Origin of the sequence: Pseudomonas paraversuta, from assembly GCF_904063065.1 — a bacterium.
In the GTDB taxonomy this organism is placed as follows: domain Bacteria; phylum Pseudomonadota; class Gammaproteobacteria; order Pseudomonadales; family Pseudomonadaceae; genus Aquipseudomonas; species Aquipseudomonas paraversuta.
In genome coordinates this window covers 1-19,101 of sequence record NZ_CAJFCL010000015.1, presented here as the reverse complement: position 1 = coordinate 19,101, position 19,101 = coordinate 1, and the positions used below count along the sequence as shown (strand labels likewise).

General features: G+C 59.3%; 20 protein-coding genes. 11 read left to right on the top strand and 9 right to left on the bottom strand.

Going from position 1 to position 19,101, the window contains the following annotated elements:
- Nucleotides 1–23 precede the first annotated feature (23 nt).
- Both JQ845_RS22100 and preA read left to right on the top strand, forming a co-directional pair.
- Nucleotides 24–1,391: an NAD(P)-dependent oxidoreductase gene (locus tag JQ845_RS22100; protein ID WP_003442396.1), complete on the top strand. Its 1,368-nt coding sequence runs from the start codon at nucleotides 24–26 to the stop codon at nucleotides 1,389–1,391.
- Nucleotides 1,392–2,666: an NAD-dependent dihydropyrimidine dehydrogenase subunit PreA gene (gene preA / locus JQ845_RS22095; protein WP_003442393.1), complete on the top strand. Its 1,275-nt coding sequence runs from the start codon at nucleotides 1,392–1,394 to the stop codon at nucleotides 2,664–2,666.
- A gap of 77 nt (nucleotides 2,667–2,743) precedes the next feature.
- On the opposite strand, the gene JQ845_RS22090 is transcribed toward preA, so the two are convergent.
- A complete protein-coding gene (locus tag JQ845_RS22090; protein WP_003442391.1) occupies nucleotides 2,744–3,364 on the bottom strand; it encodes a TetR family transcriptional regulator C-terminal domain-containing protein in 621 nt (206 codons plus the stop codon).
- A 143-nt stretch (nucleotides 3,365–3,507) separates the two neighbouring features.
- Complete coding sequence (locus tag JQ845_RS22085) at nucleotides 3,508–3,864, bottom strand: hypothetical protein (protein WP_003442389.1); 357 nt, start codon at nucleotides 3,862–3,864, stop codon at nucleotides 3,508–3,510.
- 252 nt (nucleotides 3,865–4,116) lie between these two features.
- Here JQ845_RS22085 and csrA point away from each other — a divergent pair, with 252 nt between their 5' ends.
- Together csrA and JQ845_RS22075 are read left to right on the top strand one after the other, a co-directional pair.
- Nucleotides 4,117–4,311, top strand: a complete 195-nt coding sequence (csrA, locus tag JQ845_RS22080) for a carbon storage regulator CsrA (protein WP_003442387.1) — start codon at nucleotides 4,117–4,119, stop codon at nucleotides 4,309–4,311.
- Between the two features lie 284 nt (nucleotides 4,312–4,595).
- Entirely contained in the window at nucleotides 4,596–5,135 is a 540-nt protein-coding gene (locus JQ845_RS22075; RefSeq protein ID WP_203009466.1) for a DUF1269 domain-containing protein, read from the top strand.
- Nucleotides 5,136–5,187: 52 nt separating this feature from the next.
- Here JQ845_RS22075 and JQ845_RS22070 read toward each other — a convergent pair whose 3' ends face one another.
- On the bottom strand, nucleotides 5,188–5,508 hold the full coding sequence (locus tag JQ845_RS22070; RefSeq protein WP_003442385.1) for a YbjQ family protein: 321 nt from the start codon (nucleotides 5,506–5,508) through the stop codon (nucleotides 5,188–5,190).
- 297 nt (nucleotides 5,509–5,805) lie between these two features.
- Between JQ845_RS22070 and ppnN the strand changes: the two genes are divergently transcribed.
- Nucleotides 5,806–7,179, top strand: coding sequence for a nucleotide 5'-monophosphate nucleosidase PpnN (ppnN, locus tag JQ845_RS22065; RefSeq protein WP_003442384.1), 1,374 nt, complete (start codon nucleotides 5,806–5,808; stop codon nucleotides 7,177–7,179).
- Nucleotides 7,180–7,243: 64 nt separating this feature from the next.
- Here the strand turns inward: ppnN and JQ845_RS22060 are convergent, their stop codons facing one another.
- Together JQ845_RS22060 and JQ845_RS22055 are read right to left on the bottom strand one after the other, a co-directional pair.
- Nucleotides 7,244–7,777 carry a DUF3087 family protein gene (locus JQ845_RS22060; protein ID WP_003442383.1) on the bottom strand — a complete coding sequence of 178 codons (534 nt, stop codon included), beginning with the start codon at nucleotides 7,775–7,777 and terminating at the stop codon, nucleotides 7,244–7,246.
- A 112-nt stretch (nucleotides 7,778–7,889) separates the two neighbouring features.
- Nucleotides 7,890–8,360, bottom strand: a complete 471-nt coding sequence (locus tag JQ845_RS22055; protein ID WP_003442382.1) for an Lrp/AsnC family transcriptional regulator — start codon at nucleotides 8,358–8,360, stop codon at nucleotides 7,890–7,892.
- A 124-nt stretch (nucleotides 8,361–8,484) separates the two neighbouring features.
- On the opposite strand from JQ845_RS22055, the gene JQ845_RS22050 reads away from it, so the two are divergent.
- Nucleotides 8,485–9,678, top strand: a complete 1,194-nt coding sequence (locus JQ845_RS22050) for a methionine gamma-lyase (RefSeq protein ID WP_010657419.1) — start codon at nucleotides 8,485–8,487, stop codon at nucleotides 9,676–9,678.
- Nucleotides 9,679–9,752: 74 nt separating this feature from the next.
- On the opposite strand, the gene JQ845_RS22045 is transcribed toward JQ845_RS22050, so the two are convergent.
- Together JQ845_RS22045 and JQ845_RS22040 are read right to left on the bottom strand one after the other, a co-directional pair.
- On the bottom strand, nucleotides 9,753–9,893 hold the full coding sequence (locus tag JQ845_RS22045) for a hypothetical protein (protein WP_156428478.1): 141 nt from the start codon (nucleotides 9,891–9,893) through the stop codon (nucleotides 9,753–9,755).
- A gap of 108 nt (nucleotides 9,894–10,001) precedes the next feature.
- On the bottom strand, nucleotides 10,002–10,922 hold the full coding sequence (locus tag JQ845_RS22040; RefSeq protein WP_003442380.1) for a LysR family transcriptional regulator: 921 nt from the start codon (nucleotides 10,920–10,922) through the stop codon (nucleotides 10,002–10,004).
- 310 nt (nucleotides 10,923–11,232) lie between these two features.
- Here JQ845_RS22040 and JQ845_RS22035 point away from each other — a divergent pair, with 310 nt between their 5' ends.
- From JQ845_RS22035 to metC, 4 genes are all read left to right on the top strand, one after another.
- Nucleotides 11,233–11,964, top strand: a complete 732-nt coding sequence (locus JQ845_RS22035) for a DUF969 domain-containing protein (protein ID WP_003442379.1) — start codon at nucleotides 11,233–11,235, stop codon at nucleotides 11,962–11,964.
- Nucleotides 11,961–12,911 carry a DUF979 domain-containing protein gene (locus JQ845_RS22030; protein WP_003442378.1) on the top strand — a complete coding sequence of 317 codons (951 nt, stop codon included), beginning with the start codon at nucleotides 11,961–11,963 and terminating at the stop codon, nucleotides 12,909–12,911. Before JQ845_RS22035 ends, JQ845_RS22030 begins: the two co-directional genes overlap by 4 nt.
- An 8-nt stretch (nucleotides 12,912–12,919) precedes the next feature.
- Nucleotides 12,920–13,561 carry a pyroglutamyl-peptidase I gene (gene pcp / locus JQ845_RS22025; protein WP_161719000.1) on the top strand — a complete coding sequence of 214 codons (642 nt, stop codon included), beginning with the start codon at nucleotides 12,920–12,922 and terminating at the stop codon, nucleotides 13,559–13,561.
- Between the two features lie 323 nt (nucleotides 13,562–13,884).
- The gene (metC, locus tag JQ845_RS22020; RefSeq protein ID WP_236010230.1) at nucleotides 13,885–15,054 is read left to right on the top strand and encodes a cystathionine beta-lyase; all 1,170 of its coding nucleotides are present in this window, start codon (nucleotides 13,885–13,887) and stop codon (nucleotides 15,052–15,054) included.
- 54 nt (nucleotides 15,055–15,108) lie between these two features.
- Here the strand turns inward: metC and JQ845_RS22015 are convergent, their stop codons facing one another.
- Together JQ845_RS22015 and JQ845_RS22010 are read right to left on the bottom strand one after the other, a co-directional pair.
- Nucleotides 15,109–15,570 carry an Lrp/AsnC family transcriptional regulator gene (locus JQ845_RS22015; protein WP_003442375.1) on the bottom strand — a complete coding sequence of 154 codons (462 nt, stop codon included), beginning with the start codon at nucleotides 15,568–15,570 and terminating at the stop codon, nucleotides 15,109–15,111.
- 34 nt (nucleotides 15,571–15,604) lie between these two features.
- Nucleotides 15,605–15,985: a RidA family protein gene (locus JQ845_RS22010; RefSeq protein ID WP_003442374.1), complete on the bottom strand. Its 381-nt coding sequence runs from the start codon at nucleotides 15,983–15,985 to the stop codon at nucleotides 15,605–15,607.
- 269 nt (nucleotides 15,986–16,254) lie between these two features.
- On the opposite strand from JQ845_RS22010, the gene JQ845_RS22005 reads away from it, so the two are divergent.
- Nucleotides 16,255–19,101 (top strand): RHS repeat domain-containing protein (locus JQ845_RS22005; protein WP_203009465.1); only part of this gene is annotated, 2,847 nt, incomplete at its 3' end.

The window sequence follows — 19,101 nt, the reverse complement described above, 5'->3', positions numbered from 1 at the left end:
CCCACAACCGTGAGGCAACCAACGTGATCAAGTCCCTGAACCATTTGCCGCATTCCCACCAGGATGCGGTGGCGCTGGCCAGTCATTTCACTGATCTGGCACCGCCCCTGAACGCCCGACAGGCCGTACTGGAAAGCTCGCGCTGCCTGTATTGCTATGACGCTCCGTGTGTCAATGCGTGCCCCAGCGATATCGATATCCCGTCGTTCATTCGCAATATCCAGCAGGAGAATGTCCAGGGCGCCGCGCACAAGATCCTCTCGGCCAACATCCTGGGCGGCAGTTGCGCCCGGGTCTGTCCGACCGAGGTGCTGTGCCAGCAGGCCTGCGTGCGTAATAACGACCAGGAATGCGCCCCGGTCTTGATTGGCTTGCTCCAGCGGTATGCGGTGGACAATGCGCAGTTCAGCGAATACCCGTTCACCCGGGCAGCGCCCACCGGCAAGCGTATCGCCGTAGTCGGGGCGGGCCCCGCCGGCCTGGCCTGTGCCCATCGCCTGGCCCTGCTCGGGCATGAAGTGGTGATCTTCGAAGCCAGCGAGAAAGCCGGCGGCCTCAATGAATACGGAATCGCCAAATACAAGCTGGTGGACGACTTTGCCCAGCGCGAGGTGGATTTCGTGCTGCAAATCGGTGGCATCGAGGTGCGCCATGGCCAGCGACTGGGCAGCAATCTCAGTCTGAGCGAGCTGCATCTGCAGTTCGATTCGGTGTTTCTGGCCATCGGCCTGGCAGCCAGTCGCCAGTTGGGCCTGCCCGACGAAGACGCGCCCGGCCTGCTGGCCGCCACCGACTACATCCGTGAACTGCGCCAGAGCGACGACCTGACGCAACTGCCCCTGGCCGATCGCTGCATCGTGCTGGGCGCGGGCAATACGGCCATCGATATGGCGGTGCAAATGGCCCGTCTTGGTGCTCGCGAGGTCAATCTGGTGTACCGCCGAGGCCTTGAGGACATGGGCGCCACCGGGCACGAGCAAGACATTGCCAAGGCCAATCAGGTGCGGCTGATGACCTGGGCCCAGCCACAGGAATTGCTGCTGGATGAACAAGGCCGCGTGCGCGGCATGCGCTTTGCCCGTACCCGCCTTGAAGGCGGGCGCCCGGTGAGCACCGGTGAAAGCTTTGAGCTGGCGGCAGATGCGGTGTTCAAGGCCATCGGCCAGACGTTCGATGAAAGCGCGCTGAACGATCCGCTGGCCCAGGCGTTGAAGCGTGCGGGTGACCGGATTGAGGTGGATGAGCAACTGCGCACCAGCGTACCCGGGGTCTATGCCGGGGGCGATTGCACCTCCCTGGGCCAGGATCTGACCGTACAGGCGGTACAACACGGCAAGCTGGCCGCAGAAGCCATTCATGCCCATCTCATGCTTAACCAGGAGGCAGCGTAAATGGCCGATCTCTCGATTGTTTTCGCCGGTATCAAGGCACCCAACCCGTTCTGGCTGGCCTCTGCGCCCCCCACCGACAAAGCCTATAACGTGGTCCGCGCCTATGAAGCGGGCTGGGGCGGCGTGGTCTGGAAAACCCTGGGTGAAGACCCGGCGGCGGTCAATGTGTCGTCCCGCTATTCAGCCCACTTCGGGCCTAACCGCGAAGTCATGGGCATCAACAATATCGAGTTGATTACCGATCGCTCCCTGGAGATCAATCTACGGGAAATTACCCAGGTCAAAAAAGACTGGCCGGACCGGGCGTTGATCGTGTCATTGATGGTGCCGTGCGAGGAGCAGGCGTGGAAATACATCCTGCCGCTGGTTGAGGCCACCGGCGCCGATGGTATCGAGCTGAATTTCGGCTGCCCCCACGGCATGCCTGAGCGGGGAATGGGGGCGGCGGTGGGCCAGGTGCCCGAGTACGTGGAGATGGTGACCCGCTGGTGCAAGACCTATTGCTCGCTGCCGGTGATCGTCAAGCTGACGCCCAACATCACCGATGTGCGACTCAGCGCCCGGGCCGCCCACCGCGGCGGTGCGGATGCAGTGTCGTTGATCAATACCATCAACTCCATCACCAGTGTCGACCTGGAGCGCATGGTGGCGCTGCCAATGGTCGGCAGCCAGAGCACCCACGGCGGCTATTGCGGCTCGGCGGTCAAGCCGATAGCCCTGAATATGGTGGCCGAAATTGCCCGCGATCCACAAACCCGGGGCTTGCCGATCTGCGGCATTGGCGGCATCGGCAGCTGGCGTGATGCGGCGGAATTCATCGCCCTGGGCTGTGGCGCGGTGCAGGTGTGTACCGCAGCGATGCTCCACGGGTTCCGGATTGTGGACGAGATGAAGGATGGCTTGTCGCGCTGGATGGACAGCCAGGGCTACACCAGCCTGGAGGATTTCTCCGGGCGCGCTGTGGGCAACACCACCGACTGGAAGTACCTGGATATCAATTACCAGGTGATCGCCAAAATCGACCAGGATGCCTGTATCGGTTGCGGGCGCTGCCACATTGCCTGTGAAGACACGTCGCACCAGGCCATTTCCAGCGTCAAGCTGGCCGACGGTACCCGTCGTTATGAGGTTATCGAGGACGAGTGCGTGGGTTGCAATCTGTGCCAGATCACCTGCCCGGTGGAGTCATGCATCGAGATGGTGCCACACGACAATGGCTTGCCGTTCCTGGACTGGAACCATGATCCACGCAATCCGTATCACGTGGCATCCTGAAGCACGGGGCCAGCGGATAACCCCGTCGCGAGCAAGCTCGCTCCTGCAGGTCTGAGCCTGTGGGAGCCGGCTACCGCTCAGGGCTCCAGGCCGATCCCGCGCAGGATCACGCTGGTGACCGTCTGCACCGCCCGCTCGAACTGGATGTCCGACAGTGGCTGGTGATCGTTGAGGATGTTTACCTGATGGTCGAAGTCGGCGTAATGCTGGGTTGAGGCCCAGATCATGTACAGCACGCTGGCGGGCTCCACCGGCAGAATCCGCTTGTCCACCACCCATTGCCGGATCTTGGCTTCTTTCATCTTGGCCCAGTCATAGAGGCTGGCATCCAGCGCCAGGCCCAGCGAAGGAGCGCCGTGGATGATTTCGTTGGCCCAGACTTTCGAGCCGTAAGGCCGGGTGCGCGAATGGTTCATTTTGGCCCGGATATAACTGCTGAGTACCAGCCGCGGGTCGTCGTAGGTCTCGAAACACAGCGCATCCTGTTTCCACACGTCGAGCAGGCCCAGCAGCACTGCACTATAGAGCTCGGTTTTGGTGCTGAAGTAATAATGCAGGTTGGAGCGTGGCAGCTGAACTTCAGCGGCGATGTCCGCCATTGCCGCGCCCGCAAAGCCTTTTTCTGCAAAAATCTTCTCGGCGCCGAGAAGGATTTTTTCTACGTTCGCCCGGCGAATTTCAATTTTGTGATTGCTCATTGCTTATCGCCCTTGTCCTTGTGCTTCATCGATGAGCACCCTGACAATTCAGGCCCCCCCGCAGACGCAAAATATTCTCGCCAGAAGCGTCGCATAGCGCCTGTTAAGGCTACGCTTACGCTGCTACGCGACACTGCGGCAGTTTAATTCGCGGCGGGTAATTCAATCACGTCCGTTTCAATGCCATCGAGTTTGGGCTTGAGTTTCATTTTTTCCTGCGCCTCATGAGCCTGGGCTTCAGTGGCGAATGGTCCGACCAGGAAGTGTTTCACGCCCTCACGCTCATAAATATAAGGAGTGAAACCATTGTCAAGAAGCCTTCCCGTGGTATCGGTGATAGTCGCGCGCTGGCCCTCGGTGATCTCCAGCGCCCAACGGGCAACCGGGGCCTGGACCGCCGTAGCTTCAGAAGCTGCTTTAGCCCGCTGGATTTTATCGTTAGACTCCTGACCGCAAGCCGTCAAGGCCAATATTGCTGTCATCACGATGACTTTACGCACTGCGTTTCCCCTGTCTGTTTGTGTGAATCGATTTTATCACTGGGGCACCAACCATTGCTCACCTTGAACAAATCCGATTCGCCCCAATTTAAGGCTCATACGCGAGAACTTTTCCCCTGTGGGGAATTAAGTCCCTGGCGCTGACGTCTGTAATGAGCGGCGCATTTATACGCACTAAGCAGTATTCTGTAGTCATGAACGAAGCCGCACCGTCTCAGAGACGTGCCTTACAAAGCCCTCAAGGAGAAAAAAATGCTGATTCTCACCCGTAAAGTTGGTGAAAGCATAAACATTGGTGATGATATTACGATCACTATTTTAGGAGTCAGCGGGCAACAGGTCAGAATCGGCATCAACGCGCCGAAAGATGTCGCTGTTCACCGTGAAGAAATTTATCAACGCATCCAGGCAGGTCTGTCTGCCTCTGACAAAAACGATCAACCGTAAACCTCCGAGGTATCAGCCCTTGGAATGAGTGTCAGGGCTGCCCGGCCAGCCCTCCTCAATCCACGACCTCAGAGGCAACCCGTCACGCCCTCCCCCTCGCTTGTTCAAGCCTGCTTCAGTACTGGATTATTCCTGCCTACTTGACCGTTCCAAGGTTTGCGACCACGCTCAGTCCGCGTAGAAAGCTGATACAGACTGAGTCACTGCACTGATGAAGGTCTGAAAGCGCCTCCTAATGTCAGCCCGGCAAAGGGCTGGACCTGTACCGTCAAGGAATGAAAGACATGTCCGATTTAATCGTAGTGGGATTTTCAGATACCGAAGTAGCAGATCGCGCCCTCACCAAAATGGTTTCGCTCAGCAAAGAGCACCTGGTAGAGCTGGAAGATGCGGTCATTGTGGTTCGTAACGCCGACGGCAAAATCCATATCAAGCAAAGCGTCAACCTTACCGCTCTCGGGGCTACTTCTGGCCTGGTCACCGGCGGCCTTTGGGGGGCACTGGTGGGCCTGCTGTTCCTCAACCCGCTGGCCGGTTTTGCCATTGGCGGCGCTCTGGGCGCAGGCACCGGCGCCCTTTCGGGTTCGTTGAGCGACTACGGGATTGATGACCAGTTCATCAAGTCCCTGAGCGAAACCATCCCCAACGATTCCTCGGCCCTGTTTTTGCTGCTGCGCAAATTCCAGCCGGAAAAAGTGCTGCAAGAGCTTGAAGACTCAAACTTCAAAGGCAAGGTCCTGCGCACCTCGCTGTCCCCTGAACAAGAGCAGAAGCTGCAGGACGTCCTGTCCAAAACCGCGGCAGTGGGTACTACAACCGTCTAAGCCCTTATTCGGGTTGCATCGGCCATTCGGCAGCCTTGATGGCTGCCGGATTCTAGCCCAGGCGCACTGCCGTGCCGGTGGCAAACACCACCAGCATCCCGCCACGCCCTGAAGGCATGCTGATTTCGAAGTTCAGCCCGACAATGGCATCTGCCCGCAAGCCCTGCGCCCTGTCGCGAATTTCATCCGTAACCTCGGCACGCGCTTCTTTCAGTGCCCGCTCCAGGGTCTGAGAGCGCCCGCCAAAGAAATCCCGCACCCCGGTAAAAAAATCCCGCACTACGTTGATGCCGTGTACCGACTCGGCACTGACCACTCCCAGGTACTCGGTGATCTGGCGGCCTTCTATTCGGTTGGTGGTGGTGATGATCATGGCGGTTCCTCAAATATTCGCGAGCGGGATGGTGCTCCCTGATTGTGCAAAAGATTAACTCAAACCCCCGCACCTTTGCCGCGCCCGCTGCTCTAAACAGGGCTGCGCTGGCCTTATCCGCCTGCAGTGGTACTGTTGTCAAAGCTGTGACAGGCCCCACCCGGGGCTACTATGCTTAAAGCGAATAAATCTAAAGACGTAAGAGTTGGGACCTCTCGCTCGGCAGATGCAGATGGCTGATATGAACTCAATAGCTGCGCCAAGCCACTTTTCGATCCCGCTTACAGGAAGCCCATAATGGTTCAAAGACAAGTCATCAATGCCTCGGTCAGCCCGAAAGGCAGTCTGGAAACACTCTCGCAACGTGAAGTTCAGCAATTGAGCGAAGTCGGCTCAGGCAGCAGTTACACCCTGTTCCGACAGTGCGTGCTGGCGATCCTCAATACCGGCGCCCAGGTCGACAACGCTAAAACCATCCTTGAGGCCTATCAGGATTTCGAGGTGCGGATTCACCAGCAGGACCGTGGCGTTCGCCTTGAACTGCTCAATGCGCCGGCTGATGCATTCGTTGATGGCGAAATGATCGCCAGCACCCGCGAGATGCTGTTCAGCGCCCTGCGCGACATTGTCTACACCCAAAGCGGCCTGGACAGCCCGCGCATCGACCTGAGCACCTCAGCAGGCATCACCGACTATGTGTTCCACCTGCTGCGCAACGCCCGCACCCTGCGCCCGGGCGTAGAACCCAAGATCGTCGTGTGCTGGGGTGGTCACTCGATCAATACCGAAGAGTACAAGTACACCAAAAAGGTCGGCCACGAACTGGGCCTGCGCAGCCTGGACATCTGCACCGGCTGCGGCCCGGGCGTGATGAAGGGGCCAATGAAAGGGGCCACCATTTCCCACGCCAAACAGCGTTTGACCGGTGGCCGTTATCTGGGCCTGACCGAACCGGGCATCATCGCCGCCGAAGCGCCGAACCCCATCGTCAACGAACTGGTGATTCTGCCGGACATTGAAAAACGCCTTGAAGCCTTCGTCCGGGTTGGCCACGGGGTGATCATCTTCCCGGGCGGCGCCGGGACTGCCGAAGAGTTCCTGTATCTGCTCGGTATCCTGATGCACCCGGAAAACAGCGATGTGCCGTTCCCGGTCATCCTGACCGGGCCAAAGGAAGCAGCCCCCTATTTGCAGCAGCTGCATGAATTTGTCGGCGCCACCCTCGGCGAGGCGGCACAGACCCATTACCAGATCATCATCGACAATCCGGCCGAAGTGGCCCGGCAAATGACCTCGGGGCTCAAGGCGGTGAAAATGTTCCGCCGCGAGCGCAATGACGCGTTCCACTTCAACTGGTTATTGAAAATCGATGAGGGCTTCCAGCGTCCGTTCGAGCCCACCCACGCCAATATGGCCAGCCTGCAATTGCGCAGCGACATGCCGGCCCATGAACTGGCGATCAACCTGCGCCAGGCTTTTTCCGGGATTGTGTCGGGCAACGTGAAGGAGAAAGGCATTCACTTGATCGAGCAGCACGGCCCGTACGAGATTCATGGTGACCCGGCAATCATGAAACCGCTGGATAAACTACTCCATGCATTCGTTGCCCAGCACCGCATGAAACTACCGGGTGGCGCGGAGTACGTACCCTGCTATCGCGTCGTAAGCTGAGCCTGTCCTGAGGGGCATGCCGGGCGGGCAAAAGCGCATTGCGCCCGGCTTGCCCGGCAAAGGATTACTTCAACGGTGCAAATTTTTTGACCGTTTCCAGCCAGGCCGGATCCAGCCGGGTCTGTTCGGTATCGATACCGAGCGCCTCCAGCCGTGCCTTATGCAGATCAATCTCGTGAACCATCTGGCTCAGCGCACTGGAATTGGCGTCCAGCTGGTACATCTGGGTAATCCCCAGGTGATAGAAGCGCAGCAGCTTCATGGCCGTCACATCGCCAGCCATCACCCCCGCCGTCACATGGTGCATGACGTTGGTGACTTTCATCAGACTGCGTTTGAGCTGCCAGCCATACACCGCCGGTGCCATCCAGGGCTGCGACCAGAAGTTGAACCGCACCAGGGCAATGGTGATGAGCAAAGCCACAATCACGCCGGCCAGGTTCAAACGGAAATTATCACCACCCTCGACTCCCAGCAGCATCACTGCCAACCCGGATACCAGTAGCGCCAATGCGGCAAAGGTCAGCGCGATGTACAGGGTGCTGCGCCGGGTCTTCTGGCGATAGATCTCGGGGCTGAGCGGTTTTATTTCAAACATCACTGTCACAAAACTCCTGGCTGATTATGAAAGTCCGAGGCGCATTATGCCCGTCCACAAGCCAAGGGGATTGAATCAATCAGCGTAACGCGCGGGGTGCGCTGATTGGCAGTCAAGGTTGCATCGGAATGACGCGATTGGGCTTGACCGCCTTGAACGAGAAACTTGAATAAATTTCCTTTACCGCGGGCAAGGTCTGCAGCACCTCCCGGGCAAATTCACCGAAGGACTCCAGGTCTTTGGCCACCACTTCGAGCAAGAAGTCATAACGGCCCGAGATGTTATGGCAGGCAATAATTTCAGGGATGTCCAGCAAGCGCTGCTCAAAATCCCTTGCGGTCTCCCTGGAATGCGAAGCCATCATCAGACTCACAAAAGCTGTCACCCCATAGCCCAGCTCCCTGGGTGAGAGAATCGCTTGATAGCCACAAATAAGGCCGCTTTCCTCCAGGGCTTTTACCCTTCGCCAACAGGGTGAAGTGGTCAACGAAACTTTCTCGGCCAGCTCGGCAATGGTCAGTCGCGCATTGCCTTGCAGCGCGCTAAGCAGGGCCTTATCGGTTCTATCCAGAGCAATTGGCATAATTTGCCTCCAAGTTTCAGCATGACCGGCTTTTATGCCAATAAATCTGTATTTGGCTGGCCAATATGGAATTTTTATTGTTGGTTTTAAGCATAGCATCGGAGGAAATATCGGAGAGTCCGCCATGACTGACAAGAACAATGACTTCGGTTTTTCTACCCGCGCGATTCATCACGGCTACGATCCACTGCAGAATAACGGCGCGCTGATACCACCGATTTATCTCACCTCAACCTTTGCCTTTCCCACCGTCGAATATGGCGCAGGGTGTTTTGCCGGTGAGCAAAGCGGGCATTTTTACACCCGCATTTCCAACCCGACCCTGGCCCTGCTGGAGTCGCGCATGGCGGCACTGGAAAACGGCGAAGCGGGTGTGGCATTCAGCTCCGGCATGGGTGCGATTGCCGCCACCTTCTGGACCCTGCTCAGACCCGGCGATGAAATCATCGTCAACCGCACGCTATACGGCTGTACCTTTGCCCTCCTGCACCACGGCATCGGCGAATTCGGGGTCAAGGTCAAGCATGTCGACATGTCCGACCTGATCGAACTCGAAGCCGCGATCAGCCCGGCAACGCGCATGATCTACTTCGAATCACCGGCAAACCCCAACATGAAGCTGGTGGATATAGCCGCCGTTTCAGACATTGCCCACAAGCACCAGGACATTGTCGTCGCCATCGACAACACCTACTGCACCCCGTACCTGCAACGCCCGCTGGAACTGGGTGCCGACCTGGTCGTGCATTCGGCCACCAAATACCTCAGCGGTCACAGTGACATTACGGCGGGCATCGTCGTGACCAGTCAGGCCCTGGCAGACCGGATCCGCCTGCAAGGCCTCAAGGACCTCACGGGTGCAGTAATGTCGCCCCAGGATGCCTATCTATTGATGCGCGGCCTCAAGACCCTGGCCTTGCGCATGGACCGCCATTGCAGCAACGCTCAAGTCATCGCCGCTTGTTTGCAGGAGCACCCCGCGGTGGAATGGGTCGCCTACCCCGGCCTGCCCTCTTTTCCCCAGCACGCACTGGCATCCCGGCAAATGAAACTGCCGGGGGGCATGATCGCCTTTGAACTCAAGGGTGGCCTTGCCGCGGGCCAGCGGTTCATGAACGCCCTGCAACTGTTCAGCCGTGCAGTCAGCCTCGGCGGAGCAGAGTCGCTGGCGCAGCATCCCGCGAGCATGACCCACTCCACCTACACCCTGGAAGAACGGGAGCGGCATGATATTTCCGAGGGGCTGGTGAGACTGGCGGTAGGTCTGGAAGACATTGCCGATTTGTTGGCGGATATCGAGCAGGCACTGCAAGCCTGAACCGCATCTGGGCAGCGACTACAGAAAATGCGGTTGTTTGGTAAGCATGTGCACAGGTGTGAACCGATGCCGGCTCAACCCGGCGGGATCGTCGCCAAAATGCCGATGCCGATGGTCAACGCCAAAAAACCACCTAAAAACCATGCCATCTTGCCCATAACAATTGCCCTCAAACGTTCGTAATAAAACAGGCGCAGAACACCTGCCAGCACCATGGGAGTGATGCCCGGGGCTCACGCCCTTGCCTGTCTCGAAAGGTTGGGGGCAATTCTGCGCCGCGAACTGCACACATAACAGTCGCAGATAATGCGAATAAAAGCGGATCAGTTGTGCGGCAACACAAAGTGGGCCGGTGACACGCTGCGCTGATACTCGGCCACAACGGCCTGGCTCAGGTTAACCACCGCCTCGTTCAACTCCAGGCCGGCACCGGCGCGCCAACTGGCATACACCGAAAAACCCGGAGCGGCCTCGATCGGCAAGGCGATCATCGCCCCGCTCTGCAATTCACGGCTGACCAGTACCGGAGGCAAGGCGCCGATGCCGAAACCGTCGGCTACCAGTTTGATAATGGCCGCCACCGAGTTGATACAGCTGACCCTCGGCGCCGCAATGGCGTGCTGATGCAGAAAGTTGAGCATGTCCTGATGGGGCCGGGAATGCCGGGAGAACGTCAGCAACCGTTCCTGACACAGATCCGCCAGGCTGGCGTAACTGCGATCCTGCGCGCCAGCACGGGCCACGACCCAGCTCAGCGGGTAACTGGCCAGTTGCACGTTGCGTACCCCGTCTGCCCGGAGCAGATCGGTCTGGAACACCAGATCCAGCTGCCCCTTGAGCAATTGCTCACTCAGGTTCAGCGCGGTATCGGCCGTCAGTTCGACTTCGACCTGCGGATAATCGCGGCTCAAGGCACTGATCAACTCGCTCAGCCAACTGTGAATCACGGTGTCCATCACCCCGATCCGCAAGCGCCCGGCAAAGCTGTCGGCCAGGCCCAGGGACTGCTGCAGGCGTTGCTGGGTGGCCAGCATTTCTTCGGCGTAACCCAGCACCTTGTGCCCCTCGCGCGTCAGGCTCACCCCACGCGAGTCACGCAGGAACAACTGCACACCCAGCTCGGTTTCGAGGACCGATATGCGACTGGATATCGCCGCCTGGGTGGTTGAAAGTTTCTCTGCGGTCAGGCGGAAACTGCCAAGACGCGCCACCCAGACGAACGTAAGAAGAAAACGCATGTTCATTAAGGGGGTTTTCTCCGGACCGGAACAAGTGCGTCACTCTAAACCTTTGCCGTGAACTCAATCCAGTCGGCTTAAGTCGGTGATTGGCAAAACTTTTTTGTTCGGGGGTGACAACTTTTTTTGACTGGACGCGTAGCTCAAAGCCACCAACCATATCGGCCAATGATGCTCCCTCATCGGGCGTCAAAAATAAAAAAACACGCTGAGTCCGGCAGCGTACCGATTTTGCGAAAGTGTGCCTGACCGCTTTCGCCTTGCCCGCACCAGCCTGCCCTGGTGTTGCGGCATTCAGCTAAGGGATTTCCCCCTCATGCAAACCGTCGTAAACCTGTGGCCCCTGATTGGCGTGTTCGTCATCATTGCGGGCTTTATACTGCGCTTCAATCCACTGCTGGTGGTGAGCGCGGCGGCTATCGTCACCGGCCTTGCAGCCCACTTCCCCCTGGAAAAAATCATTACCCTGATGGGCGAAGGCTTTCTCCAGACCCGCGCCCTGCAACTCATTCTGTTATTACCCCTGGCGGTGATCGGCCTGCTGGAGCGCCACGGTTTGCGCCTGCATGCACAAAACTGGATCGCCAGCTTTCAGCGGGCAACCGTCGGCCGGCTGCTGATCATGTACCTGTTCCTGCGTGAAGCCACCGCCGCGGTGGGCCTGACCAGCCTGGGCGGTCATCCGCAAATGGTGCGCCCGTTGCTGGCCCCCATGGCCGAGGGTGCGGCCGAGAACAAATACGGCAAGCTGCCGGACAAGGTGCGACACAAGGTGCTGGCCATGTGCGCCGCCACCGATAACATCGGCCTGTTCTTTGGCGAAGATATTTTTGTCGCCTTTGGTGCCATCGCCCTGATGCATACCTTCCTGCTGGGCTCGGGGCTGGATGTCGAGCCGCTGCACATTGCCTTCTGGGGCATCCCCACCGCCATCTGCGCCTTTATCATCCATGCATTACGCCTGTATCGCTTCGATCTGATGCTGTCGCGCAGCATGGCCGAAGTCGCTCAAGACGATGCTGACGCGGCGAAGGAGCTGGCACGATGATTATCTCTATCGAGTATTTCTACTGGCTGGCCGGCGCGCTGTTGCTGATCACCGCGGGCATGATCGCAACTGACCGCACCCACCCCAAGCGCTGGACCAGCAGCCTGTTCTGGGCACTGTTCGCGATGGTATTTCTGATTGGTGACCGGCTTTCGCCGTTCGTGGTCGGGGTTGGCGTGCTGGTGATGGCCGTTATTGCCGGCATCGGTGGCGTCGGTCGCGGCGCCCATGCCGAGTTGCACGTCAAAGCTGCACGGGCCAGCGCCGGCCGCCTGGGCCACAAGCTGTTTATCCCGGCGCTGTCGATTCCACTGGTAACGGTGATTGGCTCGGTGCTGCTCAAAAACGTCCAGATCGGCGGCGTACCGCTGCTCGACCCGAAGAACACTACCTTCGTATCGCTGGGCATCGGCTGCATGGTGGCACTGGTACTGGCTTGCATTCTGACCCGCGACACACCGCTGCAGGGCTTGCGCGAGTCCCGGCGTCTGACCGAAGCCCTGGGCTGGACCATGGTATTGCCGCAAATGCTGGCCATGCTCGGCCTGCTGTTCAATGACGCCGGAGTCGGCGCGGCAGTCGCCCACGTCACCACCGCCTACATCAACATGGACTACCGTCTGGTAGCAGTGATGGTCTACGTGCTGGGCATGGCCCTGTTTACCGTGATCATGGGTAACGGCTTTGCTGCATTCCCGGTGATGACCGGCGGTGTCGGGGTGCCAATACTGGTGGGGGTCTACGATGCCAACCCGGCAGTGATGGCGGCGATCGGCATGTTTTCCGGCTATTGCGGCACCCTGATGACGCCAATGGCAGCCAACTTCAACATCGTGCCCGTCGCCCTGCTGGAGCTGCCGGACAAATACGCCGTGATCAAGGCCCAGATGCCAACGGCGCTGCTGATGCTGGTGGTCAATATCGTCCTGCTTTATCTGTTGATGTGAGGCCCGCCATGCGCACTGTGCTGCTGACCGGTTTTGAACCGTTCGACCAAGATACGATCAACCCGTCCTGGGAGGCCGTGCGCCTTCTGGACGGCGTTTTGCTCAGCGATGATGTGCGCATCGTCGCCCGCCTGTTGCCCTGCGCCTTCGCCGAGGCGCCAGCCCGGCTTACCGAGTTTCTGGCGCAACTGGCACCCGAGATGGTGATTGCCGTAGGCCTGGCAAGCGGCCGTGCAGACTTGTCGGTCGAACGGGTGGCAATCAACCTCAATGACGCGCGGATCCCCGACAACCAGGGCCTGCAACCGATCGACACGCCGGTGGTGGCGCAAGGGCCTGCAGCGTATTTCAGCACCTTGCCGATCAAGGCCATGGTGCGGGCAATCAAGGCTGCCGGCATTGACGCCTCGGTATCCCATACAGCCGGCACCTTTGTCTGCAATCAGGTGTTCTATAGCTTGCAGCATGCCCTCGCCGGCTCGGGAGTACGCAGTGGCTTTATCCATATTCCCACGCTGCCGCAACTGGCCCAGGAGTCCGGGGTGCCGTCCATGGCACTGGAGACTGTGGTTCAAGGGCTGCGGATTGCCCTGATCAGCGCGCTGAACACCGAACAGGATGTGCTTGAAACCGGCGGTCAGGTGAGCTGATCGCTGAATCCCGGCCCTTGGCGTCATGGGTGGCAGCCAGCCAGGGGCCCTGATGACAGCCCCCTGCGAGGGCCATTTCACCCGCCCTTGATTGAGCCCCCACGCTCGGCGCCCTCTGGCAGCAGGGCCATACTGCACCTCGCGCTCCAGAATCCTACGCAGCAATTCATTATGAGATTTGTTTTCTATTTATAGGCATATTTATAGAATAACCTTTACCAAAAATCTGATAACAGGCAAAAACATTCAATATTTTTCGCTCCATTAGTCGGTACCATTTTCCTCACACTTTGCAGGAAGGTACCGCTGTAATGCATGACGCCATGACTCGCTACATACACGCCGGAAGAACCCCGCAGGCCTTCGGCGGGCTGGTCAACACCCCGGTCTTTCGCGGTTCGACCGTCCTGGCGGACAGCTTCGCCAGCTGGGAGGCGAGCAAAAAAAACGGCAATCCCTACTCCAACTATGGACGCTTCGGCACACCCACCACCCGCTCGTTCGAGCAGGCCATGGCCGAGCTTGAAGGCGGCCATGGCTGCCTGGTTTTCCCTTCGGGCCTGGCAGCCTGCACCCACGCCCTGCTGGCTTTTGTCAGTGCCGGCGATCATGTGCTGATGACTGACAACATCTACGGGCCCACACGTACGTTTGCCAGCAATGTACTGAGCCGCCTGGGGGTTGAAGTCGAGTATTTTTCACCGCTGATTGGCGCCGGTATTGCTGCCCTCATGCGCCCCAACACCCGGGTAGTCTTCACCGAATCACCGGGCTCGCTCACGTTCGAGGTGGCCGACCTGCCTGCAATCTGCGCTGCCGCCCACGAGGCAGGCGCCTTTGTGCTGCTGGACAATACCTGGGCATCCCCCCTGTACTTCAAGCCGTTTGAACATGGGGTTGATGTGTCCATCCAGGCGGCCACCAAATACATCGTCGGCCACTCGGACGCCCTGCTGGGCACGGCCACGGCCAACCAGAAGGCCTGGGAGATCCTTAAAGCCGGGGCCCATGATTTCGGGCAGACCGCCAGCCCGGACGACTTGTTTCTGGCACTGCGTGGCTTGCGCACCCTGCCGATCCGCCTGCAACAACACTGGCGTAGCGGCGTGGCACTGGCGCAAAGCCTGAGCGAGCACCCGGCCATCAGCCAAGTGCTGCACCCGGCCCTGGCCAATGACCCCGGGCATGACCTCTGGAAGCGGGATTTTCTGGGCGCCAGCGGCCTGTTCTCGATACGGGTCAAAACCCGGGACACAGCCGTGCTGGGGCGGCTGTTCGATAATTTGCAACTGTTCGGGATCGGGCTGTCCTGGGGCGGCTTCGAAAGCCTGGTGGTCCCGGTCGGCCAGCCTGTGCGCAGCTGCACCCGCCAGCCCGACGAAGGTTATCTGATTCGGGTACATGCCGGGCTGGAACACATCGACGACCTGGTCGAAGACTTCCATCGGGCTCTGGATATAGCGTTTAAACAATGCAGGGTTGCGGTGGCCTGAACCCATCGCGAGCAAGCTCGCTTCTACAAGTCTGCGCTGTGGCGACTACACACCTTATGGCGCATAGCGCAGAGGCAGCCGCGTGGAATACTTGATTTGCTCCATGGAAAAACTCGAGCTGATGTCGGCCAGACCCGGGATGCAAATCAACTGTTTGTAAACCCCGTCATAGGCCGCGACATCCGGCACTGCCACCCGCAACAGGTAATCCGTGTCACCCGCCATCCGATAGACCTCAACCACCTCATCCACTGCCGAGACCGCGGCGTGAAACTGCGCCAGCCAGTGCGCATTGTGTTGCGTGGTTTTGATCGACACGAACACCACCACCCCGACATTGAGTTTGTGGCCGTCCAGCAAGGCGACCCGGGCACGGATGATTCCGGACTCTTCCAGCTTCTGAATCCGCCGCCAGCACGCCGTGCTGCCCAAGCCAATCTGGTCGGCAATTTCGGCCACCGGCCGCGTGCAATCGGTTTGCAGAATTTGCAGGATGGCCCGGTCAAGCTTGTCCATGGAGGTCTTTACCTTGCTGGAAAAATGGAACGGCTCAGCCCTTGGCTGCCATTGCGGTCACTTCCACACGCATGCCTTCGACTGCCAATGCGGCTACACCCACGGCGGCGCGAACCGGCCATGGTCTGGCAAAGAAACGCTTGTACACCTCGTTGAATGCCGCGCGGTCAGCCATGTCCGTGAGGTAAATGGTCAGATGCAAGACCCGGTCCATGGAGCTGCCTGCGCGTTCCAGCGCGACCTTGAGCGCTTGCAGCGTGCATTCGCTCTGCTCGGTGATACCCCCCAGTTCCAGGCTGCCATCGGCACGGGTGGGAATCTGGGTGGAAACCAGCAGGCCGGCAAAACCGGCCACGTCGGACGAGATCGACTGGGTGTCTGGATCAGGGGTGAAGGTGATGTCTTGGTTGGCCATGTAAATCTCTTTTTGTTGGGGAACTGTCACGCTTGAAGCGCCACAGTTTACAGCCTCAGCGTCGGAACGTTGTTGATCGAGTCTTAAATAACCGCAACCCGGACCGTCACTGTGGCGACTTGCGCGGCAATCGCGCCAGTCAAACAAGCGCTCATCCGCACTTGCCGGGGTGACTTTTTGTCATGACATCCTCTACAGCTGCTGCTCATTGTCAGCCTCAAGCCAGCGCTCCTATTTTGCTATTTCGTTCCAGCCAAGGAGTAGCAAACATGCATCACTCATCTGAGCACACCCCCGACATCCAGTCCGCCGCCAGCCTGCTCAACAGCGGCGATGTGTATTCCGGCGCCTACAACTTTATGAGCAGCATCAGTGCCGGGGTCGATCCGCGCACCGGTGCGTTCTCGGCCTCGATCAGCCTGCCCACCGGCGCCGCCAATGATTTGCGCGGGCCCATCGGCCAGTTGCATCTGAGCCATAGCCCGCTGATGACAGCCGACCAGGGCTTTGGTCTGGGCTGGATGCTCGGCACCACTTCCTGGGACGGTGTCAGCCAACAACTGCAGCTCAATTCCGGCGAGCGCTTTCGCGGTGAGATTGTCGGCCAGAGCATGCGTTTCCCCGATGTGCGCTTGCCGGTGGTAACGGTCACGGTGCAGCGCCAGGAAATGTGGATCCGGCATAACGACGGCAGCTGTGAACGCCTTATCCCCTTACCCGGACATCCAAGCCTGTGGGTGGTCAGCACCCTGGTGGGTGCCGATGGCAGCGCTCTGAGGTTTGACTGGCGTTCGGTTGGCAACGCGGCCTACCTGCAAAAAATCAGCGATGCCCAGGGCCGCACGGTGCTGGCACTGACCTACGAGGGCGTGCTGACCCATCTGACGTTGCAACCGGATACCCCCTCACAGGTGGTGATGTCTTTTCACCGGGTCTCCGGGCAGTTGCGCCGAGTGACGGTGGACGGCCTGCCCGATAATGGCTGGCAGTTTGAATACACCCGCAGTGATTCAGGCCTGTTGCTGCTGAGCAAATGTACCCAGCCCACCGGCAGCACCGAGGAAGTGACCTATAGCGAGGCAAACGGTCTGGCGTTGCCGCCGGGGGCGCCGTTCCCACGGATGCCGGTGGTCAGTCAGACCCGCAAGGACCCGGGGGACGGCCAGCCGGTGCAGCTGGTTCGCTATGACTACGGCCTGTACGGCAGCAACAACTATTTTGGCTGGCCGGCAGTACGTCAATGGCGCAACCGCGAAGACAATCTCTATCACCTGACCGGGGGCGGCGATTTTCTCTACGGCTCCACCGAAACCCTGATGGATGCCCGGGGCACCCCCCTGCAAACCATCAGCCGCACCTTTAACCGTTTCCACCTGCTGACCCGCGAACGCACCTTGCAGGGCCAGACCCTGCAGGAAACCGAGACCACCTATTACGACGAGCCCTGGCTGCCCATTGCCCGGCAACTGCCGTATTTCCAGTTCCCGCATAAAGTCATTACCCGCAAGGCGCAGCTGGATGGCCAACGGGTGCTGCGAGAACTTGTTACCGAGGAAGAAACCCGCTACGACGAGCTGGGTAACCCGGTGTGGCACCGCAATGCATTGGGGGCCGTTGAAGAGTCCGAGTACTATCCGGTAACCGGTGAGAGCGACGACTGCCCGGCCGACCCACTGGGCCGCATCGCCCGTCTGAAAAGTCGTACGGTCAGTCCGCCACCCGGTACCGAAGGCCCGGTCAAGCAGACCCGCTACCGTTATCAGGCGCTACCGGTGCGTGGGGATGCCCCGGGGTTTGCATTGCCGACTTTTATCCAGAGCAGCGAAGAGCGGTTGCTGCTGGTTGAAGGCGATAAACCCACTGAATTGGGCCGTTCCAGCCAGACCTTTATCAATGCTCCGGCCTCACCCCATCACGGCCGTATGCTCAGCGAAACCCAAAGGGTACAGGGCAAAAGCACCACCCGGACCTACAGCTACACCCTGACCCAAGCGCCAGACGCCCGCTCTCTTCAACGTGCCGTGTTGCAGGAAAATGTGACAGTCACCGGGCACGATGGGCACTCAACTGTTGCCCAATCCTCACAAGATCTGTACTCGGGGCTAATGGTCACCGAGCAGACCGACGAGCAGTTGCGCATGGCCTTTGCCCACGATGCCCTGGGGCGTGTGACTCAGGAAGTCGCAGCCCCGGATTCGGCGTTCGAGGCTGAGGTCAACTGGGCCTATTCGTTGTCGGCCAGCGAGCGCTGCCAGACCCGAATCGGCGCTTCCGGGCGTAAGGAAACTGTCTGGCTCGATGGTATGGCCCGGGAAATCCGCCGTGAAAAACAAACCGACAGCGGTGAGACCTATACCGCCTGGACCGCCGAATATGACGTGCTGGGCCGGGTGTTCCGTGAAACGACTTACGATCCCGGTAACGAAGACGTTCCGGCCTTGAGCCTGACCACCGAACGCACCTTTGATGACTGGGGCAATGTGTTGACTGAAACCAGCGCAGACGGTATCACCCAGCACACTCTGGCCGACCCGGTGGCCCTGACCGGCAGCAGCTGGCAGACCGATGCCAAGGGCGTGCCCGGGGCCAGAACCGTGACCACCCATACCCTGGATGGCAAGCCGCTGACCGAGCAATTATTTTGCGCCAAAGGGGAGTTGCAACACACCTTGCGCTGGAGCTATGACGGCCTTGGCCGTTGCGTCAGCCAGTTCGATGCCATGGGCCGGGAGACCCGCCAAGAATGGGATGTACGGGACCGACTACTGTCCACCACCCTGCCCGACGGCAGTGTCATCAAGCGCACCTACGCCGAAGGCCATGACGGCGATTTACCGGCCACGGTCTCGATCACTCATCCTTCTTTGGGCACTAATGAAGTCCTGCTGGGCGAGCGCAAATATGACGGTCTGGGCCGACTGGTGTGGGAAAAGGTCGGGCAGAGTGTCTCTGAATGGGAATATGCCGAAGGCGAAATCCACGCCCATAGCCAAATCCTGCCCGACGGTACCCGGGTGAAGAGTGAGCGCCAACCGGAACTGGGCGGTGCATTGCTGTCGCTGCAAGCCCCCGGCATCAGCGTGTTCAATCAATACGATCCGCTAAGCGGCCTTTTA